The organism is Azomonas macrocytogenes (genome assembly GCF_014191985.1).
Lineage (GTDB): Bacteria > Pseudomonadota > Gammaproteobacteria > Pseudomonadales > Pseudomonadaceae > Azomonas > Azomonas macrocytogenes.
The window spans coordinates 1-25,518 of the sequence record NZ_JACHXI010000008.1; the positions used below are offsets into that span (position 1 = coordinate 1).

Below are 25,518 nucleotides of genomic sequence, written 5' to 3' on the forward strand. Positions count from 1 at the left end.
CATCTGATTGTTGGTCGAAACTCAATCATGGCACTCGATGCCGAGCGGCAAAGCCGCTGAAGTGGGAAGTCTCCTTTTTACTCATTCAAGCCGAACCCGCTTCGCGGGTCGGCTTAATTCAGGCGTTAGGCGTCTCAGATCAGCAGTCGTTTCAAAGGGAGAGATTCGAGCAATGAGTGTTGCACCACCAGTCCTCGCGCGCATGGTCATTTACGCAAAGGACATCAAGAAGGTCGCGACGTTCTACAAACGAACGCTTTCGCTCCTTGTGCTTGAGGAGGAGCCTGGATTCGTCATCGTTGGTGACGTTGATCTCGAGATCGCGGTGGTCAAGATGCCCGAAGCGCTTGCGAACGAAGTACATATCTCGGTTCCGCCGCGCGTAAGAGAGGAAACTCCGATGAAGTTCTCATTCTTGGTGGAAGATCTTGATCGTGTTCGTAGCGCGGCCACCGCGGCAGGTGGCGGAGCCAAACCGATCGCCGCAGCATGGCAGTGGCGCGGTCAGCTGCACCTCGACGGCCATGACCCGGAAGGAAACGTTGTTCAGTTCCGCAAACGCGACGCCTAACCCTTCCTTCAAGCGGACCCGCCTTCGGCGGTCCGCTTAAGTCAAACGTTAGCCGTCAAGTGAGGTTTTTCTGCACGTCACGCAAGAGCTGAGTAGATGATTGAATCAACGTATTGGCGCCAAGAACTGCGCGCGGAGTTAGCGTGGCTCAAGAGGCATCGCAGCTACCGTAGGTGGTCGGAGAAACAGCTTGTTCTGTATGAGCGTCGCCTGATGCTGGTGGCGTTCCAGGTACGCTCTCTGCTTGAGCGTCCGAAAGTAAATGATCGCGCTCGTGGCGCAAAGATGCCTGTCGTCCGATACAAAAAGATCGGGAGTAAGCCCTTTACGAATGTTGGTGCAGGATTCCCGGAAGACCGATTTGATATGGAAAGTCCAGAGCCGTCAGAACTTGGTGCACTTGATGTCTGCAACCAGCTCATTCACCATTATTGGATGCAAACACGGTCAGAGCGTACCGCTTTCAAGGGCATGCTTGTGTTCTCCGATTTCATGCGCAACAAGTGGGCTTATGAACTACTTATCGAGGATCTTATAAGCCTCTTCAGCACCTTTGCCAGCAGCTCCTCGTCAGTCACTGAACTGGGTTTTCATTGGAACGAGAAGAAGCAAGACTATGTTGCTCAGTATGCGCGTTGAGCTGACGGCTAACAGTTCATATATGGACTCTCCCCACAAGTAGTGAGAAATAGCTTTTCCAATCCTGTCGTCAGCGCGGTTGCATTCGTATATCCGGCCTGTGCTGGACGCTATCGCCCTGGCCATTCTGTAGTTCGCGCTGCGGGGGCCAAGCGTTCAACCGATCGCACGGATCATGATTGTTATCGGCCTTGTTCCGTTGCAGGACTCGCCTGTTCCGACAGTGTTGCTACTCACCACAACCACAAGAAAACCATCACAACCTACTTGATTACCCCGCCGTCAGGCGGACCTTACGCTCTGCCAGTCACCGCTGAAACGCCGCTCATGGCACCACACCGCCCAGCAAATTCGCACCAGTTTATTGGCCAAGGCTACTGCCGCCTTGTTGTGACCAATACGCGCTGCGGTCTCGACAGCCCAGCGTTGCAACGGGGTCAGCCTCTCCGGGGTGCGCACCTGGCAACGCTGAGCGGCCAACAATGCCGCCCTCGCACCATGGATCAACAGCGTTCGCACATAGCCGTTGCCCTGCCGGCTGATGTGACCCAGCCGGCGGCGCTCACCGCTGCTGAACTCGCGTGGCGTCATGCCCAACCAGGCACTGAGCTGGCGACCATTGGCAAAACGCTCGGGCCTGCCCACTGCCGCCTTCAGGGCGCTGGCAGTCAACACACCTATACCGCTGACTTCATCCAGTTTGTGCACGATTTCATCCTCAGCATGCCAGCGCTTGAGTTGCTGCTCGCACTCGACCATGCACTGCTCGTACAAGTTGATTTCCGCCAGGACGATATGTAGTTGATGACTCAAGGGGGCCAGCTCCGCTTGATCCACCCACTCGTGGGCGGCACGGATAAACGCCTGAGTCGCAGCCGGCGCTTCGATACCCGCCTCACGCAAGATGCCACGCAGCAGGTTGATGCGCTGCGTACGGCTCTTCTTCCAGGTTTCGCGCAACCCGTGCAGTTACTGCACCTGCTGTTGCTCATGGCTTTTCACTGGCACCGGATGCATATCCTTGCAACGCACGGCTTCCAGCATCGCATCGCAATCGTTGCAGTCGGTTTTGTTACGGCGTCGATAAGCACGCACATAACGCGGATGCAGCAACGTCACCCGATGCCCCTGCGCCTGGGCTACACGGCCCCAGTGATGGGCCGTACCGCAGGCCTCCATCACCCACTCGACCGGCTCCAGTTGCTCCTGTATATATCGCCTGAACGCCGCTCGGTTCAGCCGCTTGCGCTGCACCACCTGACCGACACGGACACTCTCGGCAACCTGGTAAACGGACTTGGCCAGATCAACTGCGATACGCTTCATAAGGCCTCTCCCAACAATCAGTCACCACTGCTCTCGGTATAGAACTGTGGCGCGAGGAGAGTCCATTACAGCGTTCAAGCCGAACCCGCTTCGCGGGTCGGCTTATTTCAGGCGTTAGGCCGCTCGCCGCATCGTCGGCTTTGGGGAACGAATATGGGGAATGGAGAGAGATCGTTCGCCGCCATTTTCGGCCTTCTGTTGCTCGGCACTGGGCTCTACGCGTTGTTCTCTGACCAAACAGGAGCTGCGTGGCGTTACATAGGTGGCATTTCGCTGGTGGTGATCGGAGCCAACGCCATCTATGGCGCGCTGACAAGAAAGCGGCCGTGGATCTCCAAGATCGGACCGCTCCCGTAGCGCATGGATACTCACGAGTACGCGGAGTTGCGGCCTAACGAGTCGTCGCAGCCGACGTTGCATCGGCCCGCGGCCTGGGCTGTACGAAAGAGCTTGCCACCCAGGCCGCGGCCCGCTACAACGCGGCTGAACTCTGGTGTTAGGCGCCTTACGAGACATCCCCGTGGAGCAATTAGAGCGAGCCCGCCGCTATCTCGACCGCCTACGGTCGCTGTACAGCGGAATATTCACTACCTCGGCCGATCGCGACCTCTACGAGGATGATGCAATTAGTTTTTTTATGCATTGCTACTACGTCAGGGACTGGATTATTCATCTCAACAAGGTCGGAATAACTGCCTCACAAGTTGATGAGTTCATCAACTCACACAACGAGCTGAAGATCTGCACAGATCTTTGCAATGGCTCAAAACATTGTCGGTTAGAGCGCAACATTCGCTCTGGGCGTCAGCCTCATATTGCGGCTAAGAGGTACGACACATCTACTTGGCTGACAGGGTCTGGTGGCGGCAACGTAGTTAAGGGTCGCTACACTGTAGTTACCGCGTCTGGCACCATCGACGCCCTCGACCTCGCAGAGAGGTGCATTGAACCGCCCCGGGGCGGTTTAATCTTGCGCGTGATCAGCGATTGGATAGGCTTTTACAACCACCAGCATCCACTACAAAATAATTAAATTGATACTTCATTGGGGAGGTTGGGCTTGCAGTATCGAGCAAGCCATTGTCAGAGTAAGACCTCCTGTGTTTTCCCTGCATACTGCGCTCTTTGGCGAACGCGAAAACCAAATGGGCTGCCCCCTAATCCCTATGGGTCCTTGGTCTCGTACTCGATTCCGCCGATGAAGCGAGCCATGAAGTTGTAGCAGAAACAGCTGACAATCACGCTCACGTAACCGAATATCAGATAGATCAGCGGCAGCAGCATGATCAGGATTCGTGGTGGGCTGTGCTCCGGGTCCAGATAGGATAGCCACAAGAAGAACGGCACGGCAAAGATCACAGCGACGATCGCCATGAGTACGCCAATTACCTTGCTGTTCTGATGAGGAGTGAATCGTCGAATTTGCTGCTTCACTTTATTCCCTGCTCGTTGTTGCGAATGCTCGATTGCTAGGTAATGCCTTGCCTTTCAGGTCATTACAGTGCCTGATGAACAAGACCGCTACGGAACTGTCCGGATCATTTACAGAACCCTGTAGTCCGCAAAGCCGGACACATCAATCCCGCCCCTGTCCCGTGGGGAAGCGATTATCGCCCGGCTCTTTCATTCACTGCCTTTCCCTGTCTCGCTGTAAGGTTTATCGCCCTCCTCCAGCGGGCCGATCCTTACTTTACCCGTTGTATTGCTATCATCCATCGAGTTACGCACGGCTTGATCTGCCTTGCCACCCACGAACACACCAGCGATACCACCAATCAGTGCGCCTGCCGGACCACCAACGGAGCCCAACATCATGAGAGTCATGCCGCCATAGCCACTACCAATGCTATTGTCATCGCGCGCAGGCATGACCTCAGAGGCAGTTGCCGAATTCCCTGTCAAGAACAGGAGCAGGGAGAGAGAGGCAAATCTTTTCATACGTCAGGGTTCCTTTTACCCGATGTGCCAAGAATCCTTTTACCCGGCCGCCACTACGAGCTGCACCAGAACACATCAGGCAGATCAGTTCCATGGATAGCCACAGGAGAAACAGCCCGGTGATGAGAACACCAACCACCTGGCTTCATGGTAAAAACGAATCACCGACATTACTGCTTCAATTCAATCTGCTGGCGAATGCCCGATGTAGGTGGTCATGCTCCCCAAGCTATCGCGATGCCTGACGAACAACGCCAGTCGGCAGTTGCCCATTCCCGGTCAGAGTTGCCTGTGCACGCATTGTAAAGTAGAAAATTGCAGAACAAATACCTGCAAAAATCAAAGAAATATCAGATAAACAGTGTTACTGCCCGGCCGGGCAATCCCTGATTCTGGTGAGCAGAAACCAGGTAACACTGCGCACACGAGAGCATCTTCCGCCTTCCGCTTCTCGCGTCATTGCCCTACTGCGCTCATTGTTGTGGGCTTCGAGCCCTTCCCGCGTCAAGCCATCTACAGGACATGACTAGAGTGCAGATTTCGGAGGAATATCATTAGATAAAAGATAGATAGGAAAAGCGGCAGAAAGCCGCTATTTCCAAGGCATCCAGACATTCACTGGAAGCAGATATGGCGCAGCGGACGGGACTCGAACCCGCGACCCCCGGCGTGACAGGCCGGTATTCTAACCGACTGAACTACCGCTGCGTGTCGGCTGGACCTAAGTCCATATTCGCAAGCCAGAAATTCCAACTACCAGATCGAAGCGGCTCTGCTTGCGAGGCGCGAAATCTACGCAGTAGCTGTCTTTAAGTCAACTTATTTGTTTGATGACTAATTCGTTTCTAAAATATCGTAGCCTGGCAATAGCAATATAAAATTCCTATACTAAACAAGCGAAGCGCTACGCTAATTTAGAGTAAGAGTCTGCATAAAAACTGTCATACAGCTAGTCCATTCTCGCCCCGTAAGGTTTAGCACTGGAGTATCGGTATTCCCGAATAACCGATCGAAGTGCGCCTATACGGAATGCATTCATGAAACCTGAAGCTCCATGGAGTCTCCCGCTTGCCTTTCCAAGGAGTTTTGAAGAAATGTCGGCAGCATGCTCCCCTGCTGACAGGTACGACGTTCATCTGTCTATTCGCCGCTTTTCTCGCCTGGCAGATTAGCGGCTGGCTACAATTGATGCGCACATCTCCACAAAATACCGATAACTACTCACCCAAGACTGATACCAGTCTCGACTTCAAGCGTCTCGGTGCTCTTTTCGGTACCCCGCCGCCGCCCTCCACCGAAGCTGTCGCTGCACCGGCGAGTGACAGTTCATTGGTGCTGCTTGGCAGCTTGGTTAATAGAAACCCGCAGCAGTCCAGTGCAATCATCCAGTACAACGGGGCAACTCCCAAGCTCTACCGCTCAGGCGAAGACATTGAGGCGGGTTTGCGCCTACAAGGTGTTTATTCCGACCGGGTGGAAATCCTGCGCAACGGTCGCCTGGAAACCCTGCGTTTTCCTCTGCTCGGCAATTCTCCCGCAGCCTTTAATCCCGCTCATTCTGCTCCAGCCTACGAGCCACCAGCAGCTGAGAAACAGCCGGACCCCGCCGTGGAACAATTGCGAAAGCAGATGGAGATGCTTCGCCAGCAACTGGAGCAGTCTCCCCTAGATTCTCCTGCGTCTACCGAAGAACAGCCTACGGACAATAATTAAACGATGCCGATTTTCCCACGCTCGCTCATGGCCGCCGTCCTTGTCGGCACCATCGCCGCAACCCAGCACTGGCCAGCTGCTGCAGCAGGTATCGAACCAACCAACTCCCGCCAGGAAGAAGGCTGGACGGTCAATTTGAAAGACGCCGACGTGCGCGCTTTCATCGATCAGATCAGCCAGATCACCGGCCAGACATTCATTGTCGATCCACGCATCAGGGGCCAGGTTAGTGTAGTTTCCAACGCCTCGCTGTCGCTGAGCGAGATCTATCAGTTGTTCCTGTCGGTCATGGCTACTCACGGCTTCAGTGTACTGGCCCAGGGCGATGTCGTACGTGTTGTGCCTAATGCCGAGGCAAAATCCGAGGCAGGAACCGGTCCTCGCGGCGGCGATTTGATGGAAACGCGGGTGATCCAGGTACAGAATTCGCCAGCCAGTGAACTGATTCCACTGATCAGGCCCCTGGTTCCGCAATACGGGCACCTGGCTGCCGTACCATCCGCCAATGCCCTGATCATCAGTGATCGCAGTGCCAATATCAGGCGGATCGAAACCCTGGTACGCCAGTTGGATAACGGCGAAAGCCATGGTTACAGCGCCTTCAATGTCCAATATGGCTGGGCCGTGGACATTGCCGACGTGTTGCGTAATTCCACGCTGCGAGCCGACTCGAAGGATACCGCTGGTACGCAGATCATCGCCGATTCGCGAACCAATCGGCTGATCTTTCTCGGCCCACCGCAGGCGCGTGAGCGTCTGGCGGCGCTGGCCAAGACCATGGATACACCCAGTACCCGTTCGGCCAATACTCGTGTCATTCGCCTGCGTTACGGCGATGCCAAATCCATGGCCGAAACCCTCGGAGACATCTCGGAAGGCATCGCTGCGGCGCAAGGTGGCGGCAATGTACCGGCCGTTGCTCAACCAGCCGCTTCTGGCCAGCAGTCGAATATCCTGATCCGAGCAGACGAAAGCCTTAATGCGTTGGTGATGCTGGCTGATCCGGATCTGGTCGAAACCCTGGAAAGTATCGTCCGCCAGCTCGATGTACCACGTGCCCAGGTTCTGGTAGAGGCGGCGATCGTCGAGTTGTCGGGAGATATCACCGATGCGCTCGGCGTCCAGTGGGCCATTGATTCACGCGGCAGTCGCGGAGCCATCGGTGGGGTCAATTTCGCTAATACCGGGCTGAGTGTCGGTAGCGTGGTGAACGCTATCAGAGATAACGAAATCCCTAATAGCCTGCCTGACGGCGCTATCCTGGGGGTTACTTCCGGCGACTTCAATATGCTGGTCACCGCACTGTCCGCTAACTCCAAGAGCAATCTGCTGTCGACTCCGAGCCTGTTGACGCTGGACAACCAGAAGGCGGAAATCCTGGTCGGCCAGACCGTACCCTTCCAGACTGGCTCGTACACCACCGACGCAACCGGTGCCAGCAACCCCTTCACGACCATCGAACGCCAGGATATCGGCGTGACCCTCAAGGTGGTTCCCCACATCAACGAAGGCGCGACATTGCGGCTCGAAATCGAACAGGAAATTTCTTCCTTGTCACCCAGCGCGACCGTTGCCGCTTCCGCTGTGGATCTGATTACCAACAAGCGGTCAATCAAAAGCACTGTGCTGGCTGACAATGGCCAGATCATTGTGCTGGGTGGCCTGATTCAGGATGACATTACCAACTCTGAATACAGGGTTCCCTTTCTCGGCAGCATCCCGCTGATCGGCGCCTTGTTCCGCTCCAACGAAGACACCCATGTCAAACGCAACCTGATGGTCTTTTTACGACCGACCATCGTCCGGGATAAAGCCGGTCTGGATGTCATGGCCGGCAAGAAATACTCGGATATACATCTGATCAATCCGGACCCGACCAGTCCAACCGCCTTGCCATCAGACGCCCAACAGCTTTTCGATGGACGTGCCAAACCAATGCCGCCTTCTGCTGTAGACCTGCGCCGGCAACAACATCGTTGAATCGGTGATAAGGCATTCCGGGCAGCCCCGGAATGCCTGACGGTCAGCCGATTACCGCAAGCCCCCGCGACAGGTCAGCCTTGAGATCCTGCAGATCCTCCAACCCGACCGCAACCCGGATCAGGCTGTCGTTGATCCCAGCGCTGGCGCGCTCTTCCGGTGCCAGGCGGCCATGCGTCGTACTGGCCGGATGGGTGATGGTGGTCTTGCTGTCGCCCAGGTTGGCCGTGATGGAAATCAGTCGCGTGGCGTCGATAAAACGCCAGGCGGCTTCTTTTCCGCCTTTTACTTCGAAGCTCAGCACAGCACCGAATCCTTTCTGCTGGCGGCGAGCCAGCTCATGCTGCGGATGGCTGGGCAGGCCAGCATAGTAGACCCGCTCGATACCGGGTTGCTGCTCAAGCCATTCGGCCAGCGCGAAAGCAGTCGAGCAATGCGCCTGCATGCGCAAGCGCAAGGTTTCCAACCCCTTGAGAAAAACCCAGGCGTTGAAGGGGCTCATGGTTGGACCGGCAGTACGCAGGAAACCCACCACATCATTCATTTGTTCGCTGCGGCCAGCCACAACCCCACCCAGGCAGCGGCCCTGGCCGTCGATATATTTGGTTGCCGAATGCACCACGATATCCGCACCCAGAGCCAGTGGTTGCTGCAAGGCTGGCGTGCAAAAGCAGTTGTCCACGGCCAACAGGGCGCCGTGTTCATGGGCTACTCTGGCCAGGGCGGTGATATCCACCAACTCGGCCAGCGGGTTGGAAGGTGACTCGACAAACAACAGCTTGGTATTGGGCTTGAAGCTCTGCTCCCAGGCAGAAAGATCGGACAGTGGTACGTAATCGACCTCGACGCCAAAGCGCTTGAAGTATTTCTCGAACAACGAGACGGTGGAGCCGAATACACTACGCGACACCAGTACGTGATCCCCTGCCGAGCACAGGCTCATCGTCACAGCCATGATCGCCGCCATGCCGGAAGAGGTAGCCACGGCCTGCTCGGCGCCTTCAAGGGCTGCGATGCGCTCTTCGAAGATGCGTACCGTCGGATTCGTGTAGCGCGAATAGACATTGCCAGGCTGCTCACCGGCAAAACGCGCTGCCGCTTCGGCCGCACTTCGGAAGACATAGCTCGAAGTGAAGAACAGCGGCTCGCCATGTTCGCCTTCCGGGGTTCGATGCTGGCCAGCACGGACCGCCAAGGTATCCAGCGCTGCGCCTTCCAGTTCACTGTCGAGCCGACCGGCTTCCCATTCAATCGTCATGCTGATTCACCTTGCCGATAGTGGCGAAAAACCCTGTCACCACTAATTGTTGTAGAGGTCGATAATCGCGTTGACCACGTTTACCTTGGTCTTGCTCGCATCGTTGCGGGCCATTTCTATCTTGTTCAGGTAAGCCTCATCGACATCGCCTGTCACATAGTGGCCATCGAACACCGCACAATCGAAGTCCTTGACCTTCACTTTTTTAACGCCGGCCACCGCTTCGATCAGATCGGGTAGATCCTGATAGATCAGCCAATCGGCGCCGATCAGCTCGGCCACTTCTTCGGTGGTGCGATTGTGCGCGATCAGTTCGTGCACACTGGGCATGTCGATACCATAGACATTGGGATAGCGCACCGCTGGCGCAGCCGAGCAGAAATAGACTTTTTTTGCACCGGCTTCGCGGGCCATCTGGATGATCTGCTTGCAGGTAGTGCCGCGTACGATGGAATCGTCCACCAGCATCACATTCTTGCCGCGAAATTCGAGGTCGATGGCATTGAGCTTCTGGCGCACGGACTTCTTGCGTGCCGCCTGGCCGGGCATGATGAAGGTACGGCCTATATAGCGGTTCTTGACGAAGCCTTCACGAAACTTCACGCCCAGCTTGTTGGCTAGCTCCAGCGCCGAGGTACGACTGGTATCAGGAATTGGAATGATCACATCGATATCGTGGTCAGGCCGCTCACGCTGGATTTTCTCGGCCAGTTTCTCGCCCATGCGCAAGCGTGCCTTATAGACGGATACGCCATCCATGAAGGAATCCGAACGCGCCAGATAGACATGCTCAAAGATGCAGGGGGAATATTTCGGGTTGTCTGCGCACTGACGTGTGAACAACTCTCCCTCGCTGGTGATATATACCGCTTCGCCCGGCGCCAGATCACGGATCAAGGTGAAGCCGAGCACATCCAATGCCACGCTTTCGGAGGCGATCATGTATTCCACCCCCTGATCGGTATGCCGTTGCCCGAAAACGATCGGACGGATGGCGTTCGGATCGCGGAAACCGACAATGCCGTAGCCAGTGATCATGGCGACTATCGCGTAACCGCCCCGGCAGCGCCGATGTACCTTGGAAACCGCCGCGAAGACCTCCTCTTCAGTCGGCTGGAGTTTGCCCTGTACAGCCAGCTCGTGGGCAAAGACGTTCAGCAGGACCTCCGAATCCGAATTGGTATTCACATGCCGCAAGTCGGATTCGTAGATTTCCTTGGTCAACTGCTCGACGTTGGTCAGATTACCGTTGTGAGCCAGGGTAATTCCGTACGGCGAGTTTACATAGAAAGGCTGCGCCTCAGCGGAACTGGAGCTGCCGGCAGTAGGATAGCGGACATGGCCGATCCCCATGTTGCCTACCAGCCGCTGCATGTGGCGCTGCTGGAAGACATCGCGGACAAGCCCATTATCCTTGCGCAGAAACAGGCGGCCATCATGGCAAGTCACGATACCGGCCGCGTCCTGCCCCCGGTGCTGTAGCACGGTAAGTGCATCATACAGCGCTTGATTGATGCTCGACTTACCGACAATACCGACGATGCCACACATGCGAGAGAACCCCTCGATAACAGTACAGATTGCAAGTTGAGTGAAACACGCCGCTCTAGCTCTGACGCACCGATGAAAAACTCAACCAGAAATACCGAGCGAACCAGCGTTCCATTGGCCGCTCATGCGCAAAATGAAATTCTTCGACCAGTCCGCTATCCGGAGAAAATGTGGAATCAAAGTAGACTCCTGCCACCAGACATCCTGCTGGACCGGGCCCAAGCTCAACAACCCCACCAGAATTACCACCAGCAGACAGCCACGTGCCACACCAAAGGCCATCCCCAGAAAACGATCGGTTCCGGATAATCCGGTAACCCGAATCAGTTCGCCCAGCAGAAAATTGACCAGGGCACCGACCAGCAAGGTAGCGATAAACAACAGGGCGCAGGCAGCAATGACCTGGATCGAAGGCGTACCGATGTAGCCCACCAGATAGTGCGACAGAGAACCGCCGAACATCCAGGCGACGATAGCGGCAACAATCCAGGTAACCAGAGAAAGCGCTTCCTTGACGAAGCCTCTTTTCAAGCTGATCAAACTGGAGATGACCACGATTGCAACAATGGCCCAATCGACCCAAGTGAGTGCCACGGCATGCTTCTGTCATGGTGGAAAGGTGGCGAATTCTAGCAGAGGCCACACCGAGGGTTAAGACAGCACCTTGCCGCCGCCCTCTTCTTTCGCTTTTTAGTGCCTTTCGGGCTGAAAGCGAACCACGAAACCATTCACGTTCTGTTGGCGGCTCAGTTGTCCACGCAGGCGGTCGGCTTCGGCACGCTCGATAACGGGACCAACGAAGACCCGGTGCATGCCATCGACCACACGCAGATAGGCGTTGTATCCCTGTGCACGTAGTTTCTGTACTAGCGCATCGGCATTGGAACGACTCGACAGGCTGGCCAACTGGATCGACCAGCTGACTGGCAGGTTATTGGCATCCAGTCGCTTCTGCTCGGCCGCAGGTGCAGGCTTGGCCGGGGCGGGTTCAGGCTTTTTCGGCTGTTCGACCTTGGGTGCCACGCGCGCAGGCTCGGAGGGCTTGGCGGTCGCTGGCGGAGAATTCGTCTTCGAGCGGATATCCACCGGCTTGACCACGACGGGATCCGGCAATTGCTGAACCGGTTCCGGGTCTGGTACGGGAACCGGTTCAGGAACGTTTGCCGGTCGGACTTGGGCCTGGGGCATGGCAGGCATTTCCGGTCGTGGCGGTACCTCGACCTCAACCTGTCGACGCTCATCCTTGCGGGTCAGCAACATAGGCAGGAAAATCACGATCAGCACGATCAATACCACGGCCCCGACCATCCGCTGCTTGAGCCCTTTATCCAGCCAAGCCATTCATTACCTCCCAGAATTTCGATCCAGCCAGTCCAGACATTCGGCCACACAATAGAAAGAACCGAATACCAGGATTTCATCACCATCTGCCGCTTGCTCGCATTGGGCATCCAGCGCATCGACAAGGCTATCGAAAGCCGAAACCTGCGCTTGTCTGGCCGACAACGCTCGCTCCAGGTCGGCGGCCAATCGAGCACGCGGCGTTTGCAAGGTTGCCACGGCCCACTTGTCGATCAATGGCGACAAAGGTTCCAGAATGCCATCCAGATCCTTGTCAGCCAGCAGACCGAATACTGCTCGCCGGATCCCCGCAGGCGGTTTTTCCACCAGACGGCAGGCCAGATAAGCAGCCGCGTGCGGATTATGCCCTACATCCAGTAGGAGGCAGATGTCTTTATCGTGGTAACGAACCAGGCGACGATCAAGGCGCCCGGCCAGACGGGTCTGTTGCAAGGCAAGCGCCGGATTGCCCAAAGGCAGGCCCAGAAGAGCCAGGGCCTGTAGGGCCAGTGCGGCGTTTTCCATGGGTAGCTCCAGCAATGGCAGCCTTTCGAGCATCAGAGGGTTACCATCGCTTCGGCAGCCTCGCCATTGCCAATCCGCTGCATCGACGCTCAGGCCGAAATCTCGACCAACCAGAAACAACGGTGTATTCAGCTTTTGCGCCTGCTGGAGCAGCGTGGCCGGCGGATCGGCATCACCACAGATAGCCGGCTTGCCGGGGCGAAAAATTCCTGCTTTTTCGTAAGCTACGCTTTCCCGGGTATCACCCAGCCATTCGGTATGATCCAGCCCGATACTGGTCACAATGGCAAGATCCGCATCGACCAAGTTGACTGCATCGAGCCGGCCACCCAGTCCAACTTCCAGCACAACCGCATCCAGACTCGCGGCCTGAAACAGGCAGAACGCGGCCAGGGTACCCATCTCGAAATAGGTCAGCGTGACACCGTTTCTGGCCGCTTCCACCTTGGCGAAGGCCGCGCAGAGTGCAGCATCGTCCACCTCGACGCCATCGATGCAAACCCGTTCGTTGTAACGCCGCAGATGGGGAGAACCGTAAACCCCGACGCTCAACCCCTGGGTTTGCAACAGCGACGCCAGAAAAGCGCAGGTCGAGCCTTTGCCATTAGTGCCGGTAACCGTAACCACTCGCGGAGCGAGGCGCTCCAAGCCAAGCCGCGCGCCTACCTCGCGAACTCTTTCCAGTCCCATATCGATGGCACTGGGATGCAATTGCTCGAGATGAGCCAACCACTCGGCAAGGGCTTTGGCCATCATTCGGAAATCGGCGCCTCGTTTTCCTTCGTCAATGGCTCCAACTCATCGGGCTCGGCTTCCTTGGCCAGCGAAATCGGCAGCACGGGCGTGGGTAATCCCTGAAGTTGGGCCAGGACGCGGGAAAGCCGTGGGCGCAGCTCATTGCGTGGGATGATCATGTCGATAGCGCCATGCTCAAGCAGAAACTCGCTACGCTGGAAACCTTCGGGCAGTTTTTCGCGCACCGTCTGTTCGATCACCCGTGGGCCGGCAAAACCGATCAGGGCTTTGGGTTCGGCGATGATCAGATCACCCAGCATGGCCAGGCTGGCAGACACTCCACCGTAGACCGGATCGGTCAGAACGGAAATGAAAGGTAACCCTTCCTCGCGCAGACGCGCCAATACAGCCGAGGTCTTGGCCATCTGCATCAGTGAGACCAAGGCTTCCTGCATACGAGCACCGCCAGACGCAGAAAAACAGATCAGTGAGCAGCGTTTTTCCAGAGCGACATTGGCCGCACGCACGAAACGCTCGCCTACCACTGCGCCCATCGATCCGCCCATGAAGCTGAACTCGAAAGCACAGGCAACGATTGGTAGGCCGATCAAGGTGCCTTGCATGGCAACCAGGGCATCTTTCTCGCCAGTCTGCTTCTGCGCAGCGGAAAGACGATCCTTGTACTTCTTGCTATCGCGAAACTTCAGCCGGTCGACCGGTTCCAGTTCAGCACCGATCTCCTCACGGCCTTCGAGATCCAGGAAGATATTCAAGCGATTGCGTGCACTGATCCGCATATGATGCTGGCACTTCGGACAAACATTCAGGGACTTTTCCAGCTCGGGCCGATAGAGAACAGCCTCGCATGATGGGCACTTATGCCACAGCCCCTCAGGTATGGAGCTTTTCTTGACTTCAGAGCGCATGATCGAAGGGATCAGTTTATCTACCAGCCAATTGCTCATGTCTCACTCTCCACTATTTTAATAGTAACGTGCCCGCAAGCACGTCCGGCAGATCCAAAATTCATGGAGCTACAGCTCCTCGCGCCAACCGCGCGCCATACAAATAATCCAGGGCATTGTGTATCAAATAACGAACGTCACACGAAGCTACGGACCTGTTCTACGAACGTACGAACCTTGTGAGGATCCTTGATCCCCTTGCTGGCCTCTACGCCACCACTGACATCCACAGCATAAGGACGAACCTGGGCAATGGCCTGCAGAACATTCTCCGGCGTGAGGCCGCCAGCCAGAATCAGAGGCTTGCCAATGTCGGCAGGAATCAGCGACCAATCGAAAACCTGTCCGGTTCCACCCGCCACACCTGGCACGAAGCTATCCAGCAAGATTCCATTTGCGGACTTGTAAGTCTCCACCTGACTGCGGATATCTTCACCGGGGCGAACGCGCAAGGCCTTGAACCATGGCCGGCGATAACTTTCACACTCGGTCGGCGTCTCGTTGCCATGGAATTGCAGCATATCCAGAGGAACGGCAGCGAGAATTTCGTCGAGCTCGCAACGGCTGCAATCGACGAAAAGACCGACAGTGGTGACGAAGGGCGGCAACGCGGCAATGATTGCTCGCGCCTGCTGGATAGTTACGGCACGGGGGCTTTTCGCGTAGAACACCAAGCCGATCGCATCAGCTCCCGCAGCAGCGGCAGCCAAGGCATCTTCCACACGGGTAATTCCGCAGATTTTGCTGCGAATCACAGTCAATTGGCGTCACCACACATATAAAATCGCGGATACTAGCAAATAGGCCAAATGTCGCAAGCTGATATCTGTGGTTTATATGTCAGTCGAAACAATCCGGTAACCCCGAAAGAAAATGGGGACCAAGAAAACGTTCGGGCATCTGGAATTCCTCGGGATACTCGACACCCACCAGATAAAGCCCATAAGGATGCGCAGTGATCCCACCTTTCTTGCGCAATCGCGATTCCAGGATCTCCTGCGCCCAAATAGCTGGCCGCTCTTTGGTGCCAATGGTCATGAGCACACCGGCAAAATTGCGCACCATATGATGCAGAAAAGCATTGGCCCGCACATCAATGATGATGAGCCGGCCATACCTGAGCAGATGCAGATGATGCACCGTCTTGATTGGTGATTTCGCCTGGCATTGCTGGGCGCGAAAAGCACTGAAATCATGGGTTCCGACCAAATACCGGGCAGCTTCCTGCATTCTTTCAAGATCCAGGGGGCGGTGATTCCAAGTCACTTCCTCTGCCATATGGGCGGGACGTATCGGATCGTTGTATATGACATAGCGATAACGACGGGCCACAGCACTGAAGCGAGCATCGAAATGAGCAGGCATGCGCCTTGCCCAAGTCACACTGATATCTGCAGGCAGGTTGGCATTCGCTCCCATAACCCAGGAATGCATGCTGCGCTCGATGCTGGTATCGAAGTGGACTACCTGGCCACTGGCATGAACCAAGGAATCGGTTCGGCCGGCACAACGAAGCGCAATTTCGTGTCCCCCCGCTACTTTCGTCAGTGCTACCTCGAGCGCCTCCTGAATCGAAGGCACACCAAAGGCCTGACGCTGGAAACCGGAATAGCGAGACCCTTTGTATTCGATACCGAGTGCTATCCGGAAAATACCAGCAGCATCCTTATTAGAAGAATCGATCAACATCCCGTTTTCTATCAGGCAAGAGTGGCCAGCATTTCACGCGCTTCTTGCTGCTGGTTTTCGTTACCCTCAGCCACGATCTCGTCCAGAATGTCCTTGGCTCCATCCGCATCACCCATCTCGATATAAGCCTTGGCAAGATCCAGCTTGGTGGATGTCTCGTCGGTATCGGCCAGAAAATCGAAATTGCCATCGAGATCCGCCATCATCGCCGAAGCAGCTATCGATTCCGCTTCAGAATCTGGCCCCGTCGCTGTTTCCTGTTGTTGATCCAGAGTTCTGCGGAACGCCCCCAGCTCGCTATCGACCTGATCGAGCCGGGCCGCCAGGACATTGGATGATGATTCCTGTACAGCTACTTCATCATCCAAAGAAAGATCGAAATCGTCTGGCAGTTCGAATGTCGGAGTAGATTCGTCCGAGGTTTCGGAAAGATCAAAATCGAAGCTCAGAGACTTCAGCGCTTCATCGTTAGGAACAGCCTCGACATCCGGCTTATCAGCAGTCCCATCCAGTTTGTTTTCACCTGCAGGAACAAGCACGGCCGCCGGATCGATCCCAGTATCCAGATCAAAATCGGCAAGCTGGTCCTGCAACTCGAAGTCAAGAGGTGAATCATCCTTATCGATAGCAATTTGTACCGACTGGGTAACGTTATCGGGGTTTCTATCGAGCAAAAGCTCCTGACCCAATAACTTGAATTCGCCTGATGGAGTGGCTTCGGATGCACTTGCCCGAGCAATATCCGCCGTATCTGCCCGCATGGCCGAATTACCTGTATCGGGTGGAATCTGCTCATCAGGGCCTTGCTTAATCAACTCTTGCTCCAGATGGGGCTCATCCAGCATCGACTCGCCAAATTCGTAGGCACCGGCAGCAGCACCAGCGCCCACTACAGCCATGGCAGGGAATCTGGATTTGAGATTTGCAATCTCGCTTTCAGCCTTGCCGGCTTTCTGCAGCCTGGCTTCCTCACGGGCAAAACCTTCGCGATCCCCCCTTTCGGCATGAACTTCCATGAATTTGAGCCGAAGATCACTACGCTCCGGTTCATCCTTCAAGGCCTCCTGCAAAAGCTCAACTGCCTGGCCGAAGCGTCCATAGGCGATACAGGTGTCGACCTCAGCGAGTACATCCCTCTTGCTTTCCACCACGTGATTTTTATCGCTAACCTGATTCTCATCTGGCTGCTCAGGCAGAGGTATAGCAAGAGTATTAGTCAAACTTTTATCGAAATCAGATGAACCATCAGGTTGTCCGTCATCGCTACCTGTGCTTTCAAGCTCTGAGTCCTTGGCCCTTTTACGGCGAGAAGCCATCAAGCCAAGCAGCAACAAAAGTAGCGCACTACTACCTGTAGCGCCTACCATTACCGGGTTCGAAAGAAGTGAGTCCAGAAAGCCTTCATCCTGCGAATAGTCTTCAGTAGCAGAAGGCTTCAGTGGTTGCACGGGCGTCGGCACTGGAGTTGCCGCCTCGACAGGAGCAGCAAGAGGTTGCAAAGCCCCACCTTCGGCCTGGTTGGGGTCAGGCTGCGCTGCAACTGCCGGTGGAATAGCTGATACAACAGGAGGGGCATCCTGAGGAGTAAACTGGCTTGACTCTGCTGCAGTTGTAGCCGTGCTTGCCCCTCCCGAAGCGAGTTGCTCCTGGAGTCTGGCCAGTTGGTCGTCTTTGAGTTGAATGAGGCGCTGTAGCTTATCCTGCTGACTTTGCAGCTCGCTGAGTCGATCTTTCAGCTCGGTATTTTCACGGGTACTTGAATCCAGGCTTTCCTTTAAAGAAACAAGCTGGTTCTGAGAGGCAATCAGGTCTTTATCCACCCCTTTTTCGCTACCAGCCGTAGAAGTGCCGGCATCGGCAGCAACCAGGCTAAGATTGTCGGTGGGCACCTTCTCAGCAGAAACACTCTGGTCTACCGGCCGCGGCGTTGCATCCAACTGACGGGCATTGGTTACTCCCCCTGGGCTGTTGCGCCAGGCGATTCTCTGCTGGCTCACCTCTGCCATCGCCTGGGAAGATGAACGGCTGGCAACCTGCTCGGCCGTAGGCAGGCGTAGTAGCTGTCCGCTTTTCATACGGTTTATATTGCCGTCGATGAAAGCATCGGGATTGAGATCCAGAATAGCCAGCATGGTTTGCTGTACCGTCCCGCCATGAGGGGATCGCTCCGCTATATCCCATAACCGATCACGCGGCACAGTACGGTATTCACCAGTTCCTGATCTGGCTGCCTTGGCCGAGGGGGTACCGACAGGACGATTGGCAGCAGACGTGGAAGAACTTGCCGATGACCGCCGCGCAGGAGCCGTGACAGGCAATTGTGGAGCGGCCTGCACAGCAGGCTCAGTGGAATATACCGGTGGATCGAGCAAGAGGGTGTACTCCCTCATGAGGCGACCACTCGGCCACAGGACCTCTACGAGAAGGTTCATGTAGAGCTCACGAACCGCTTTGCTGGAAGTTACTCGTATCACCTGCTGGCCGTTGGGTCTCTGCACCGCAACGAACTTCAAGTCACTGAAGAAATAAGGCCGGTCGATCCCTAATCGCTTGAATTCTTCTGGAGAAGCAAGCCCTGGAACGATTTCACCAGCGCTCAAGCCACGCGCGTCCAGCACCTGGATTTCCGCGACCAATGGTTGGTTCAAGGAGGATTGCAGCTTGAGATCTCCCAAACTCAGCGCCAGAGCCGCTCCTGGAGCCAGAGTGCTCGCCGCTGCGATTGCCAAGACCAGATTGCGAACCCGAACCATGATTTTATCCCTTCCGATCTTTTCCCGATAAATCGGGAAAACTCCTGCGATTGTTCAAACCTGTGTCGTGGCAACCTTGCTGACCATACGCCATCATGCCGCGTTGCCGATCTGAAACCGAGCGTCCCGGCGTAGAACGAAACAAGCCAGAGAAGCAAAAACTCAGGAATTTCATTTAAATTCGGCGACAAGTATCTTTGACGTATAGCGCTTTATCAATAAGTTACCTGGCAGTCCGCGGCTCGGAACAGAATCTTTTCACGCAATATTCGACACACTCCGCAAATCGCTACAAGCCACGTCCGGGCATTTGAACCCGGTTAGCTTGGCGTTCGTCATGCTTTGCGGTTTTCCCGCAAGATAGCCGCGAAAACTTGTGAAAAACAGAGGGTCAATGAAACGAAAACGCCACGCATAAACGTGGCGCTTCCAGGATCACGTCAGATCGATCCGGAAAGGTTAGCGCTCTAGCAAGATCCGCAGCATCCGCCGCAGTGGCTCGGCAGCTCCCCAGAGAAGCTGGTCACCGACGGTGAAGGCCCCGAGGAACTGCGCTCCCATGTTCAGTTTGCGCAGGCGACCAACCGGAACGGACAAGGTACCGGTTACCGCTGTCGGGGTCAGGTCGCGCAGGCTGTCTTCACGATGATTGGGCACCAGCTTGACCCAGGGATTATGCTGGCTGACCAGCCCTTCGATATCAGCGAGCGGAACATCCTTGTTCAGCTTGATGGTCAATGCCTGGCTATGGCAGCGCATGGCGCCGATGCGCACGCAGATTCCATCGATCGGAATCGGGCTTTTGAAGCGACCAAGAATCTTATTGGTCTCGGCCTGCCCTTTCCACTCTTCGCGACTCTGGCCGTTGGGCAGCTCCTTGTCGATATAGGGAATCAGGCTGCCAGCCAATGGCACACCGAAATGATCGACCGGGAAAGCCGTATCGCGCTGGGTTTCGGCGACCTTGCGATCGATCTCGAGAATGGCGCTGGCCGGGTCTGCCAGGTCGCCAGCGACGGCGGAATTGATCTCTCCCATCTGCCGGATCAGCTCACGCATATTCTGCGCACCGGCGCCACTGGCGGCCTGGTAGGTCATGGCACTCGCCCACTCGACCAGGCCAGCTTCGAACAAGCCCCCCAGCGCCATCAGCATCAAACTGACAGTACAGTTGCCGCCAATAAAATTCCGGGTTCCGGCATCCAGCTGACTATCGATGAGCTTGCGGTTGACCGGATCGAGCACGATAACCGCATCATCCTGCATGCGCAGTGCAGAAGCCGCGTCAATCCAGTAGCCTTGCCAGCCAGCCTCGCGCAGCCTGGGGAAGATCTCGTTGGTGTAATCCCCTCCCTGGCAAGTCAGGATCACATCAAGGCTTTTCAAATCTTCGATGCTGTAGGCATCTTTCAACGCGGCAGTGTCCTTGCCGATGGCTGGCCCCTGGCCGCCGACATTGGACGTCGTGAAGAACACCGGCTCGATCAGGTCGAAATCCCGCTCATCCAGCATTCGCTGCATGAGCACGGAGCCGACCATACCGCGCCAACCGATCAGACCTACGCGTTTCATTGCTGCTACCTATCAAAAATATGGCCCGAACCTTATGGCGCGGGCCGAAAAGATTACAACTTCGCGAGTGCAGCGACCACTGCATCGCCCATCTCACGGGTGCTGACCTTGCTGTAGCCTTCGGACCAGATATCGCCAGTACGCAAGCCCTGGTCGAGTACATCGCTGACCGCCTGCTCGACAGCATCAGCCGCTGCCGTCTGGGCAAAGCTGTAGCGCAGCATCATCGACATGGAAAGAATGGTGGCCAGCGGATTGGCCAGGCCCTTGCCGGCAATATCCGGCGCCGAGCCGTGGCAAGGCTCGTACATGCCCTTGTTGTTCGCATCGAGCGATGCCGAAGGCAGCATGCCGATGGAGCCGGTGAGCATGGAAGCCTCATCCGACAGGATGTCGCCGAACATGTTGTCGGTGACGATCACATCGAACTGCTTGGGCGCACGGACCAGTTGCATGGCGGCGTTGTCCACGTACATATGCGACAACTCGACATCCGGGTAATCCTTAGCCACCTGCTCGACCACTTCGCGCCAGAGTTGGCTCGATTCAAGCACGTTGGCCTTGTCCACCGAGCAAAGCTTCTTGTTGCGCAAACGGGCCATGTCGAAACCGACCTTGGCGATGCGCCGAATTTCACTTTCGCTATAAGGCAAGGTGTCCAGGGACAGACGCTCGCCATTTTCGAGAACACGCGTTTCGCGCGGCTTGCCGAAGTAGATGCCGCCGGTCAACTCGCGAACGATCAGGATATCCAGCCCGGAGACGATCTCCGGTTTCAAGCTGGAGGCATCAGCCAGCTGCGGATAGAGAATGGCCGGGCGCAGGTTGCCAAACAGACCGAGCTGTGCACGAATTTTCAATAGCCCGCGCTCAGGGCGGATATCACGTTCCAGTTTGTCCCACTTCGGTCCGCCAACGGCTCCCAGCAGTACGGCATCTGCCTGGCGCGCCCGCTCCAGCGTCTCGTCGGCCAGCGGTACGCCGTACTTGTCGATGGCAGCACCACCCAACTCATCGAAGATCAGCTCGAAACCGAGCTGGTACTTGTCGTTGGCCAGGCGCATCACCTTGATCGCTTCAGCCATGATTTCCGGACCGATACCATCGCCAGGGAGGATCAGAATCGATTTTGCCATGTTGTTGCCCATAGTCCTTGAGTGAGTAGCTTATGAACCGGCTGGATTTTCTTCGCTGGAGACTGAAGGGTGAAGCTGAACGAACAAGCCTCTCTGCCCTCTTCGTTCAGCTTTCAGCTCCACTTTTATCGGATCGCCCCGAACAACCAAGGACTGCTCTGGCGATACCGTTCTTCGAAGGTTTTGATCGAATCGGCATCCTGCAGGGTCAGGCCGATATCGTCCAGCCCATTAAGCAGGCAATGCTTGCGAAAGGCATCAATGTCAAAGGCATACTGCTGGCCATCCGGGCGGGTCACCGTTTGCGCGGCCAGATCGACGGCAAGGTGATAGCCTTCCTGCGCCTGGCACTGCTTGAACAGCTCGTCGACTTGCGCTTCTGCAAGAACGATGGGCAGCAAGCCGTTCTTGAAGCTGTTGTTGAAGAAGATATCGGCGAAGCTCGGCGCGATGACGGCGCGAAAACCATACTCATCCAATGCCCAAGGTGCATGCTCGCGGCTCGAACCACAACCGAAGTTTTCCCGGGCAAGCAACACGCTGGCCCCCTGATAGCGGGGAGCGTTGAGGATGAAATCCTGGTTCAGCGGACGCTTGGAGCAATCCTGCCCAGGCTGGCCGATATCCAGGTAACGCCATTCGTCGAACAGATTGGGACCGAAGCCGGTCCGCTTGATCGACTTCAGAAATTGCTTGGGGATGATCTGATCGGTATCGACGTTGGCCCGGTCCAGTGGCAGCACAAGACCATCATGTTGGGTAAAGGCTTTCATCTCAGACTCCTTGGCTCAACAGTTCACGTACATCGACGAAATGACCGGTCACTGCCGCCGCCGCAGCCATCGCCGGGCTGACCAGGTGAGTACGCCCACCAGCGCCTTGACGCCCTTCGAAGTTGCGATTGGAAGTGGAAGCGCAATGCTCGCCGCTGCCCAGCTTGTCCGCATTCATTGCCAGACACATGGAACAACCCGGCTCACGCCACTCAAAGCCAGCTTCGGTGAATATCTTGTCCAACCCTTCGGCTTCAGCCTGTGCCTTGACCAGACCGGAACCTGGCACCACCAGTGCCTGCTTGACGGTTTGTGCAACTTTACGCCCTTTTGCCACTTCGGCAGCGGCCCGCAAGTCTTCGATACGCGAGTTGGTGCAGGAACCAATGAATACTCGATCCAGCCTGATCTCGGTGATCGGCTGGTTGGCAGCCAACCCCATGTACTTCAACGCGCGCTGGATGGAATCACGCTTGACCGGATCGGCTTCGGCAGACGGATCGGGCACACGCTCATCCACGGCCAGGACCATTTCAGGAGAGGTTCCCCAACTGACTTGCGGGCGGATGTCTTCAGCCTTCAGCTCGATCACCTTATCGAAATGTGCATCCGGGTCGGACACCAACGTTTGCCACTGAGCGACCGCGCGCTGCCAATGTTCGCTCTTGGGAGCGAATGGCCGGCCTTCGACATACGCGATGGTTTTTTCGTCCACCGCGACCATGCCAACCCGGGCACCGGCTTCGATGGCCATATTGCATAAGGTCATGCGCCCTTCCATGGACATATCACGAATGGCGCTACCGGCGAATTCCAGGGCATGGCCGGTGCCACCCGCCGTACCGATCCGGCCGATAATGGCAAGCACTACATCCTTGGCCGTAACACCAGTCGAAAGATGCCCCTCGACGCACACCTGCATGTTCTTCATTTTCTTGGCTACCAGGCACTGGGTCGCCAGTACATGCTCGACCTCGGACGTTCCGATGCCATGGGCCAGGGCACCGAAAGCGCCATGGGTCGAGGTATGCGAATCACCGCAGACGACCGTCATACCCGGTAAAGTCGCACCCTGCTCCGGGCTGATCACATGGACGATACCCTGGCGCTCATCGTTCATCTTGAATTCGAGAATGCCAAAGTGATCGCAGTTTTCGTCCAAAGTCTGGACCTGGAGGCGCGAAACCGCGTCGGCAATGGCCTCGACACCATCCTTGCGATCAGGACTGGTGGGCACATTGTGATCCGGAGTCGCGATATTCGCATCGATACGCCAAGGCTTGCGGCTGGCCAGACGCAAGCCTTCAAAGGCTTGCGGTGAAGTCACTTCGTGAAGAATATGGCGGTCGATATAGATCAGCGACGAACCATCGTCACGCCGCTTCACTTCATGCATATCCCAAAGCTTGTCGTAGAGTGTTTTGCCAGCCATCGGACTGTTCCTCATCAGCGTTTTTTATTACCTGAATCGTCGATACAGGTCAGGCTAAGGTAGCGATGCTAGGGGCTTGCCAGTGATAACTCAAATTCATATTTTTTATTCAAACGATTCCATTCAGGAATCCCGATTCAGCCAAAGTAAAGTGGCAGGCCTTCACCAAGATGGCCACTCTCCGCTCAAGAAGAGGGATAACCTGTGGACCTGGCCAGCCTTAATGCCTTTATCGCTGTAGTCGAAACCGGCAGTTTTTCGCTGGCAGCCGAGCGTCTGCACCTGACACAACCAGCCGTAAGCAAACGTATTGCCGCACTTGAACAGCAGCTCGATACGCGCCTGTTCGATCGCCTCGGGCGGGAAATCGGTCTGACCGAAGCCGGCCGCGCCCTACTGCCACGTGCCTACCAGATTCTCAACGTACTGGACGATACTCGTCGTGCCCTAAATAACCTGCACAGTGCTGTCAGCGGTCGGCTGACTCTGGCTACCAGCCACCATATCGGCTTGCATCGTTTACCTTCCTTATTACGCAGCTTCACCCAGGCTTATCCTCAGGTCGCGCTGGATATCCACTTTCTCGATTCGGAAGTCGCTTACGAAGAAATCCTGCATGGCCGCGCCGAATTGGCCGTGATAACCCTCGCACCCCAGACCACACTGCCGATCAAAGCCATCGAAGTATGGGAAGACCCGCTGGATTTTGTTGCCGCGCCAGAACATCCCCTGGCCCGTAACGAGCAGACAACCCTAGCGGACATTGCACGCTACCCGGCAGTCTTTCCTGGCAGCAATACCTTTACCCATACCATTGTGCGGCGCCTGTTCGAGGCTGAAGGGCTGGCACCGAATATCGCCATGAGCACCAATTATCTGGAGACGATCAAGATGATGGTTTCCATCGGCCTCGCCTGGAGCATACTGCCGCGAACCATGCTGGACGAACAGGTCGTACGCTTGCAGCTATCGGGACCTCAACTGAAGCGCCAACTGGGCTACATCCTGCATACCGAGCGTACGCTGTCCAATGCGGCAAGGGCCTTTATGGCTCTGCTCGATGCACAGAGAAAATAGTGAACCCAGAAACGGACAAGGGGCGCCAAGCGCCCCTTGTTCACTGCATATCGCTAAGAAATGGTGTCAGCTTTCCAGCGCAGGTCTTTCGCCATTGATCGGGATGCGTTTAGGTTTGGCTTCTTCCGGAACGATCCGCTCCAGGTCGATATTCAACAAACCGTTGACCAAGGATGCATTGCGAACCTCGATGTGATCGGCCAGGCGGAACGAGAGCTTGAAAGCACGCTGGGCGATACCTTGATGAAGGTAGGTTACCTCCTTCGCCTCGCTTTCACGCTTGCCGCCACTGACGGTCAGTACACCGCGCTCGACCTGCAGACCCAGGTCCGCATTATCGAAACCAGCAACTGCAACCACAATGCGGTACAGCCCATCGCCACGCCTCTCAACGTTGTAGGGTGGATATGTGCTGCCGCTATCGTTGCGCAGGGCAGACTCGAACAGATCATTGAAACGATCGAAACCGATGGATTGACGAAACAGTGGAGCCATAGGGAAAGCTGTCATTTTCAATCTCCTGAACATCAGCGAGTCAGTCATT

At 56.0% G+C, this 25,518-nt stretch carries 22 protein-coding genes, 1 tRNA gene and 1 pseudogene; 6 read left to right on the forward strand and 18 right to left on the reverse strand.

The window, feature by feature from the left end:
• Positions 1 to 172 precede the first annotated feature (172 nt).
• Positions 173 to 571 carry a VOC family protein gene (locus tag FHR87_RS09390; protein ID WP_183166470.1) on the forward strand — a complete coding sequence of 133 codons (399 nt, stop codon included), beginning with the start codon at positions 173 to 175 and terminating at the stop codon, positions 569 to 571.
• Between the two features lie 96 nt (positions 572 to 667).
• Positions 668 to 1,210, forward strand: coding sequence for a hypothetical protein (locus tag FHR87_RS19180; protein WP_246335947.1), 543 nt, complete (start codon positions 668 to 670; stop codon positions 1,208 to 1,210).
• Positions 1,211 to 1,492: 282 nt separating this feature from the next.
• On the opposite strand, the pseudogene FHR87_RS09400 reads toward FHR87_RS19180, so the two are convergent.
• Positions 1,493 to 2,536 (reverse strand): annotated as a pseudogene (locus FHR87_RS09400) (IS110 family RNA-guided transposase).
• Between the two features lie 520 nt (positions 2,537 to 3,056).
• Between FHR87_RS09400 and FHR87_RS09405 the strand changes: the two are divergent.
• Positions 3,057 to 3,569, forward strand: a complete 513-nt coding sequence (locus FHR87_RS09405) for a hypothetical protein (protein ID WP_183166471.1) — start codon at positions 3,057 to 3,059, stop codon at positions 3,567 to 3,569.
• A gap of 131 nt (positions 3,570 to 3,700) precedes the next feature.
• On the opposite strand, the gene FHR87_RS09410 is transcribed toward FHR87_RS09405, so the two are convergent.
• From FHR87_RS09410 to FHR87_RS09420, 3 genes are all read right to left on the reverse strand, one after another.
• Entirely contained in the window at positions 3,701 to 3,910 is a 210-nt protein-coding gene (locus FHR87_RS09410; protein WP_183166472.1) for a hypothetical protein, read from the reverse strand.
• Between the two features lie 249 nt (positions 3,911 to 4,159).
• Positions 4,160 to 4,474 carry a hypothetical protein gene (locus FHR87_RS09415; RefSeq protein WP_183166473.1) on the reverse strand — a complete coding sequence of 105 codons (315 nt, stop codon included), beginning with the start codon at positions 4,472 to 4,474 and terminating at the stop codon, positions 4,160 to 4,162.
• Positions 4,475 to 5,105: 631 nt separating this feature from the next.
• A tRNA-Asp gene (locus FHR87_RS09420) sits at positions 5,106 to 5,182 on the reverse strand.
• 360 nt (positions 5,183 to 5,542) lie between these two features.
• Here FHR87_RS09420 and FHR87_RS09425 point away from each other — a divergent pair.
• Positions 5,543 to 6,187 carry a type II secretion system protein N gene (locus FHR87_RS09425; RefSeq protein ID WP_183166474.1) on the forward strand — a complete coding sequence of 215 codons (645 nt, stop codon included), beginning with the start codon at positions 5,543 to 5,545 and terminating at the stop codon, positions 6,185 to 6,187.
• A 27-nt stretch (positions 6,188 to 6,214) separates the two neighbouring features.
• On the forward strand, positions 6,215 to 8,167 hold the full coding sequence (gene gspD / locus FHR87_RS09430) for a type II secretion system secretin GspD (RefSeq protein ID WP_246335958.1): 1,953 nt from the start codon (positions 6,215 to 6,217) through the stop codon (positions 8,165 to 8,167).
• Between the two features lie 43 nt (positions 8,168 to 8,210).
• Here gspD and FHR87_RS09435 read toward each other — a convergent pair whose 3' ends face one another.
• From FHR87_RS09435 to leuC, 13 genes are all read right to left on the reverse strand, one after another.
• Positions 8,211 to 9,425, reverse strand: a complete 1,215-nt coding sequence (locus FHR87_RS09435) for an O-succinylhomoserine sulfhydrylase (protein ID WP_183166476.1) — start codon at positions 9,423 to 9,425, stop codon at positions 8,211 to 8,213.
• 42 nt (positions 9,426 to 9,467) lie between these two features.
• Positions 9,468 to 10,976: an amidophosphoribosyltransferase gene (gene purF, locus FHR87_RS09440; RefSeq protein WP_183166477.1), complete on the reverse strand. Its 1,509-nt coding sequence runs from the start codon at positions 10,974 to 10,976 to the stop codon at positions 9,468 to 9,470.
• An 81-nt stretch (positions 10,977 to 11,057) separates the two neighbouring features.
• Positions 11,058 to 11,570: a CvpA family protein gene (locus FHR87_RS09445; RefSeq protein WP_183166478.1), complete on the reverse strand. Its 513-nt coding sequence runs from the start codon at positions 11,568 to 11,570 to the stop codon at positions 11,058 to 11,060.
• Between the two features lie 96 nt (positions 11,571 to 11,666).
• On the reverse strand, positions 11,667 to 12,317 hold the full coding sequence (locus FHR87_RS09450) for an SPOR domain-containing protein (RefSeq protein ID WP_183166479.1): 651 nt from the start codon (positions 12,315 to 12,317) through the stop codon (positions 11,667 to 11,669).
• Between the two features lie 3 nt (positions 12,318 to 12,320).
• Complete coding sequence (folC, locus tag FHR87_RS09455) at positions 12,321 to 13,598, reverse strand: bifunctional tetrahydrofolate synthase/dihydrofolate synthase (RefSeq protein ID WP_183166480.1); 1,278 nt, start codon at positions 13,596 to 13,598, stop codon at positions 12,321 to 12,323.
• Positions 13,595 to 14,542 (reverse strand): acetyl-CoA carboxylase, carboxyltransferase subunit beta, encoded by a 948-nt coding sequence (accD, locus tag FHR87_RS09460; protein WP_183166481.1) that lies wholly within the window; start codon positions 14,540 to 14,542, stop codon positions 13,595 to 13,597. Before accD ends, folC begins: the two co-directional genes overlap by 4 nt.
• Positions 14,543 to 14,679: 137 nt before the next feature.
• On the reverse strand, positions 14,680 to 15,303 hold the full coding sequence (locus FHR87_RS09465; RefSeq protein ID WP_183166482.1) for a phosphoribosylanthranilate isomerase: 624 nt from the start codon (positions 15,301 to 15,303) through the stop codon (positions 14,680 to 14,682).
• 79 nt (positions 15,304 to 15,382) lie between these two features.
• Positions 15,383 to 16,231 carry a tRNA pseudouridine(38-40) synthase TruA gene (gene truA, locus FHR87_RS09470; RefSeq protein WP_183166483.1) on the reverse strand — a complete coding sequence of 283 codons (849 nt, stop codon included), beginning with the start codon at positions 16,229 to 16,231 and terminating at the stop codon, positions 15,383 to 15,385.
• An 11-nt stretch (positions 16,232 to 16,242) separates the two neighbouring features.
• Positions 16,243 to 18,984 carry a FimV family protein gene (locus tag FHR87_RS09475; RefSeq protein WP_183166484.1) on the reverse strand — a complete coding sequence of 914 codons (2,742 nt, stop codon included), beginning with the start codon at positions 18,982 to 18,984 and terminating at the stop codon, positions 16,243 to 16,245.
• 459 nt (positions 18,985 to 19,443) lie between these two features.
• Positions 19,444 to 20,556 carry an aspartate-semialdehyde dehydrogenase gene (gene asd / locus FHR87_RS09480; protein WP_183166485.1) on the reverse strand — a complete coding sequence of 371 codons (1,113 nt, stop codon included), beginning with the start codon at positions 20,554 to 20,556 and terminating at the stop codon, positions 19,444 to 19,446.
• Positions 20,557 to 20,609: 53 nt separating this feature from the next.
• Positions 20,610 to 21,692 (reverse strand): 3-isopropylmalate dehydrogenase, encoded by a 1,083-nt coding sequence (leuB, locus tag FHR87_RS09485; RefSeq protein ID WP_183166486.1) that lies wholly within the window; start codon positions 21,690 to 21,692, stop codon positions 20,610 to 20,612.
• A 125-nt stretch (positions 21,693 to 21,817) separates the two neighbouring features.
• Complete coding sequence (gene leuD, locus FHR87_RS09490; RefSeq protein WP_183166487.1) at positions 21,818 to 22,465, reverse strand: 3-isopropylmalate dehydratase small subunit; 648 nt, start codon at positions 22,463 to 22,465, stop codon at positions 21,818 to 21,820.
• A gap of 1 nt (position 22,466) precedes the next feature.
• Positions 22,467 to 23,897: a 3-isopropylmalate dehydratase large subunit gene (leuC, locus tag FHR87_RS09495; RefSeq protein WP_183166488.1), complete on the reverse strand. Its 1,431-nt coding sequence runs from the start codon at positions 23,895 to 23,897 to the stop codon at positions 22,467 to 22,469.
• 204 nt (positions 23,898 to 24,101) lie between these two features.
• Here leuC and FHR87_RS09500 point away from each other — a divergent pair, with 204 nt between their 5' ends.
• The gene (locus FHR87_RS09500) at positions 24,102 to 24,974 is read left to right on the forward strand and encodes a LysR substrate-binding domain-containing protein (RefSeq protein WP_183166489.1); all 873 of its coding nucleotides are present in this window, start codon (positions 24,102 to 24,104) and stop codon (positions 24,972 to 24,974) included.
• Positions 24,975 to 25,040: 66 nt separating this feature from the next.
• Here the strand turns inward: FHR87_RS09500 and FHR87_RS09505 are convergent, their stop codons facing one another.
• Positions 25,041 to 25,484: an Hsp20 family protein gene (locus FHR87_RS09505; protein ID WP_183166490.1), complete on the reverse strand. Its 444-nt coding sequence runs from the start codon at positions 25,482 to 25,484 to the stop codon at positions 25,041 to 25,043.
• Positions 25,485 to 25,518: the final 34 nt, after the last annotated feature.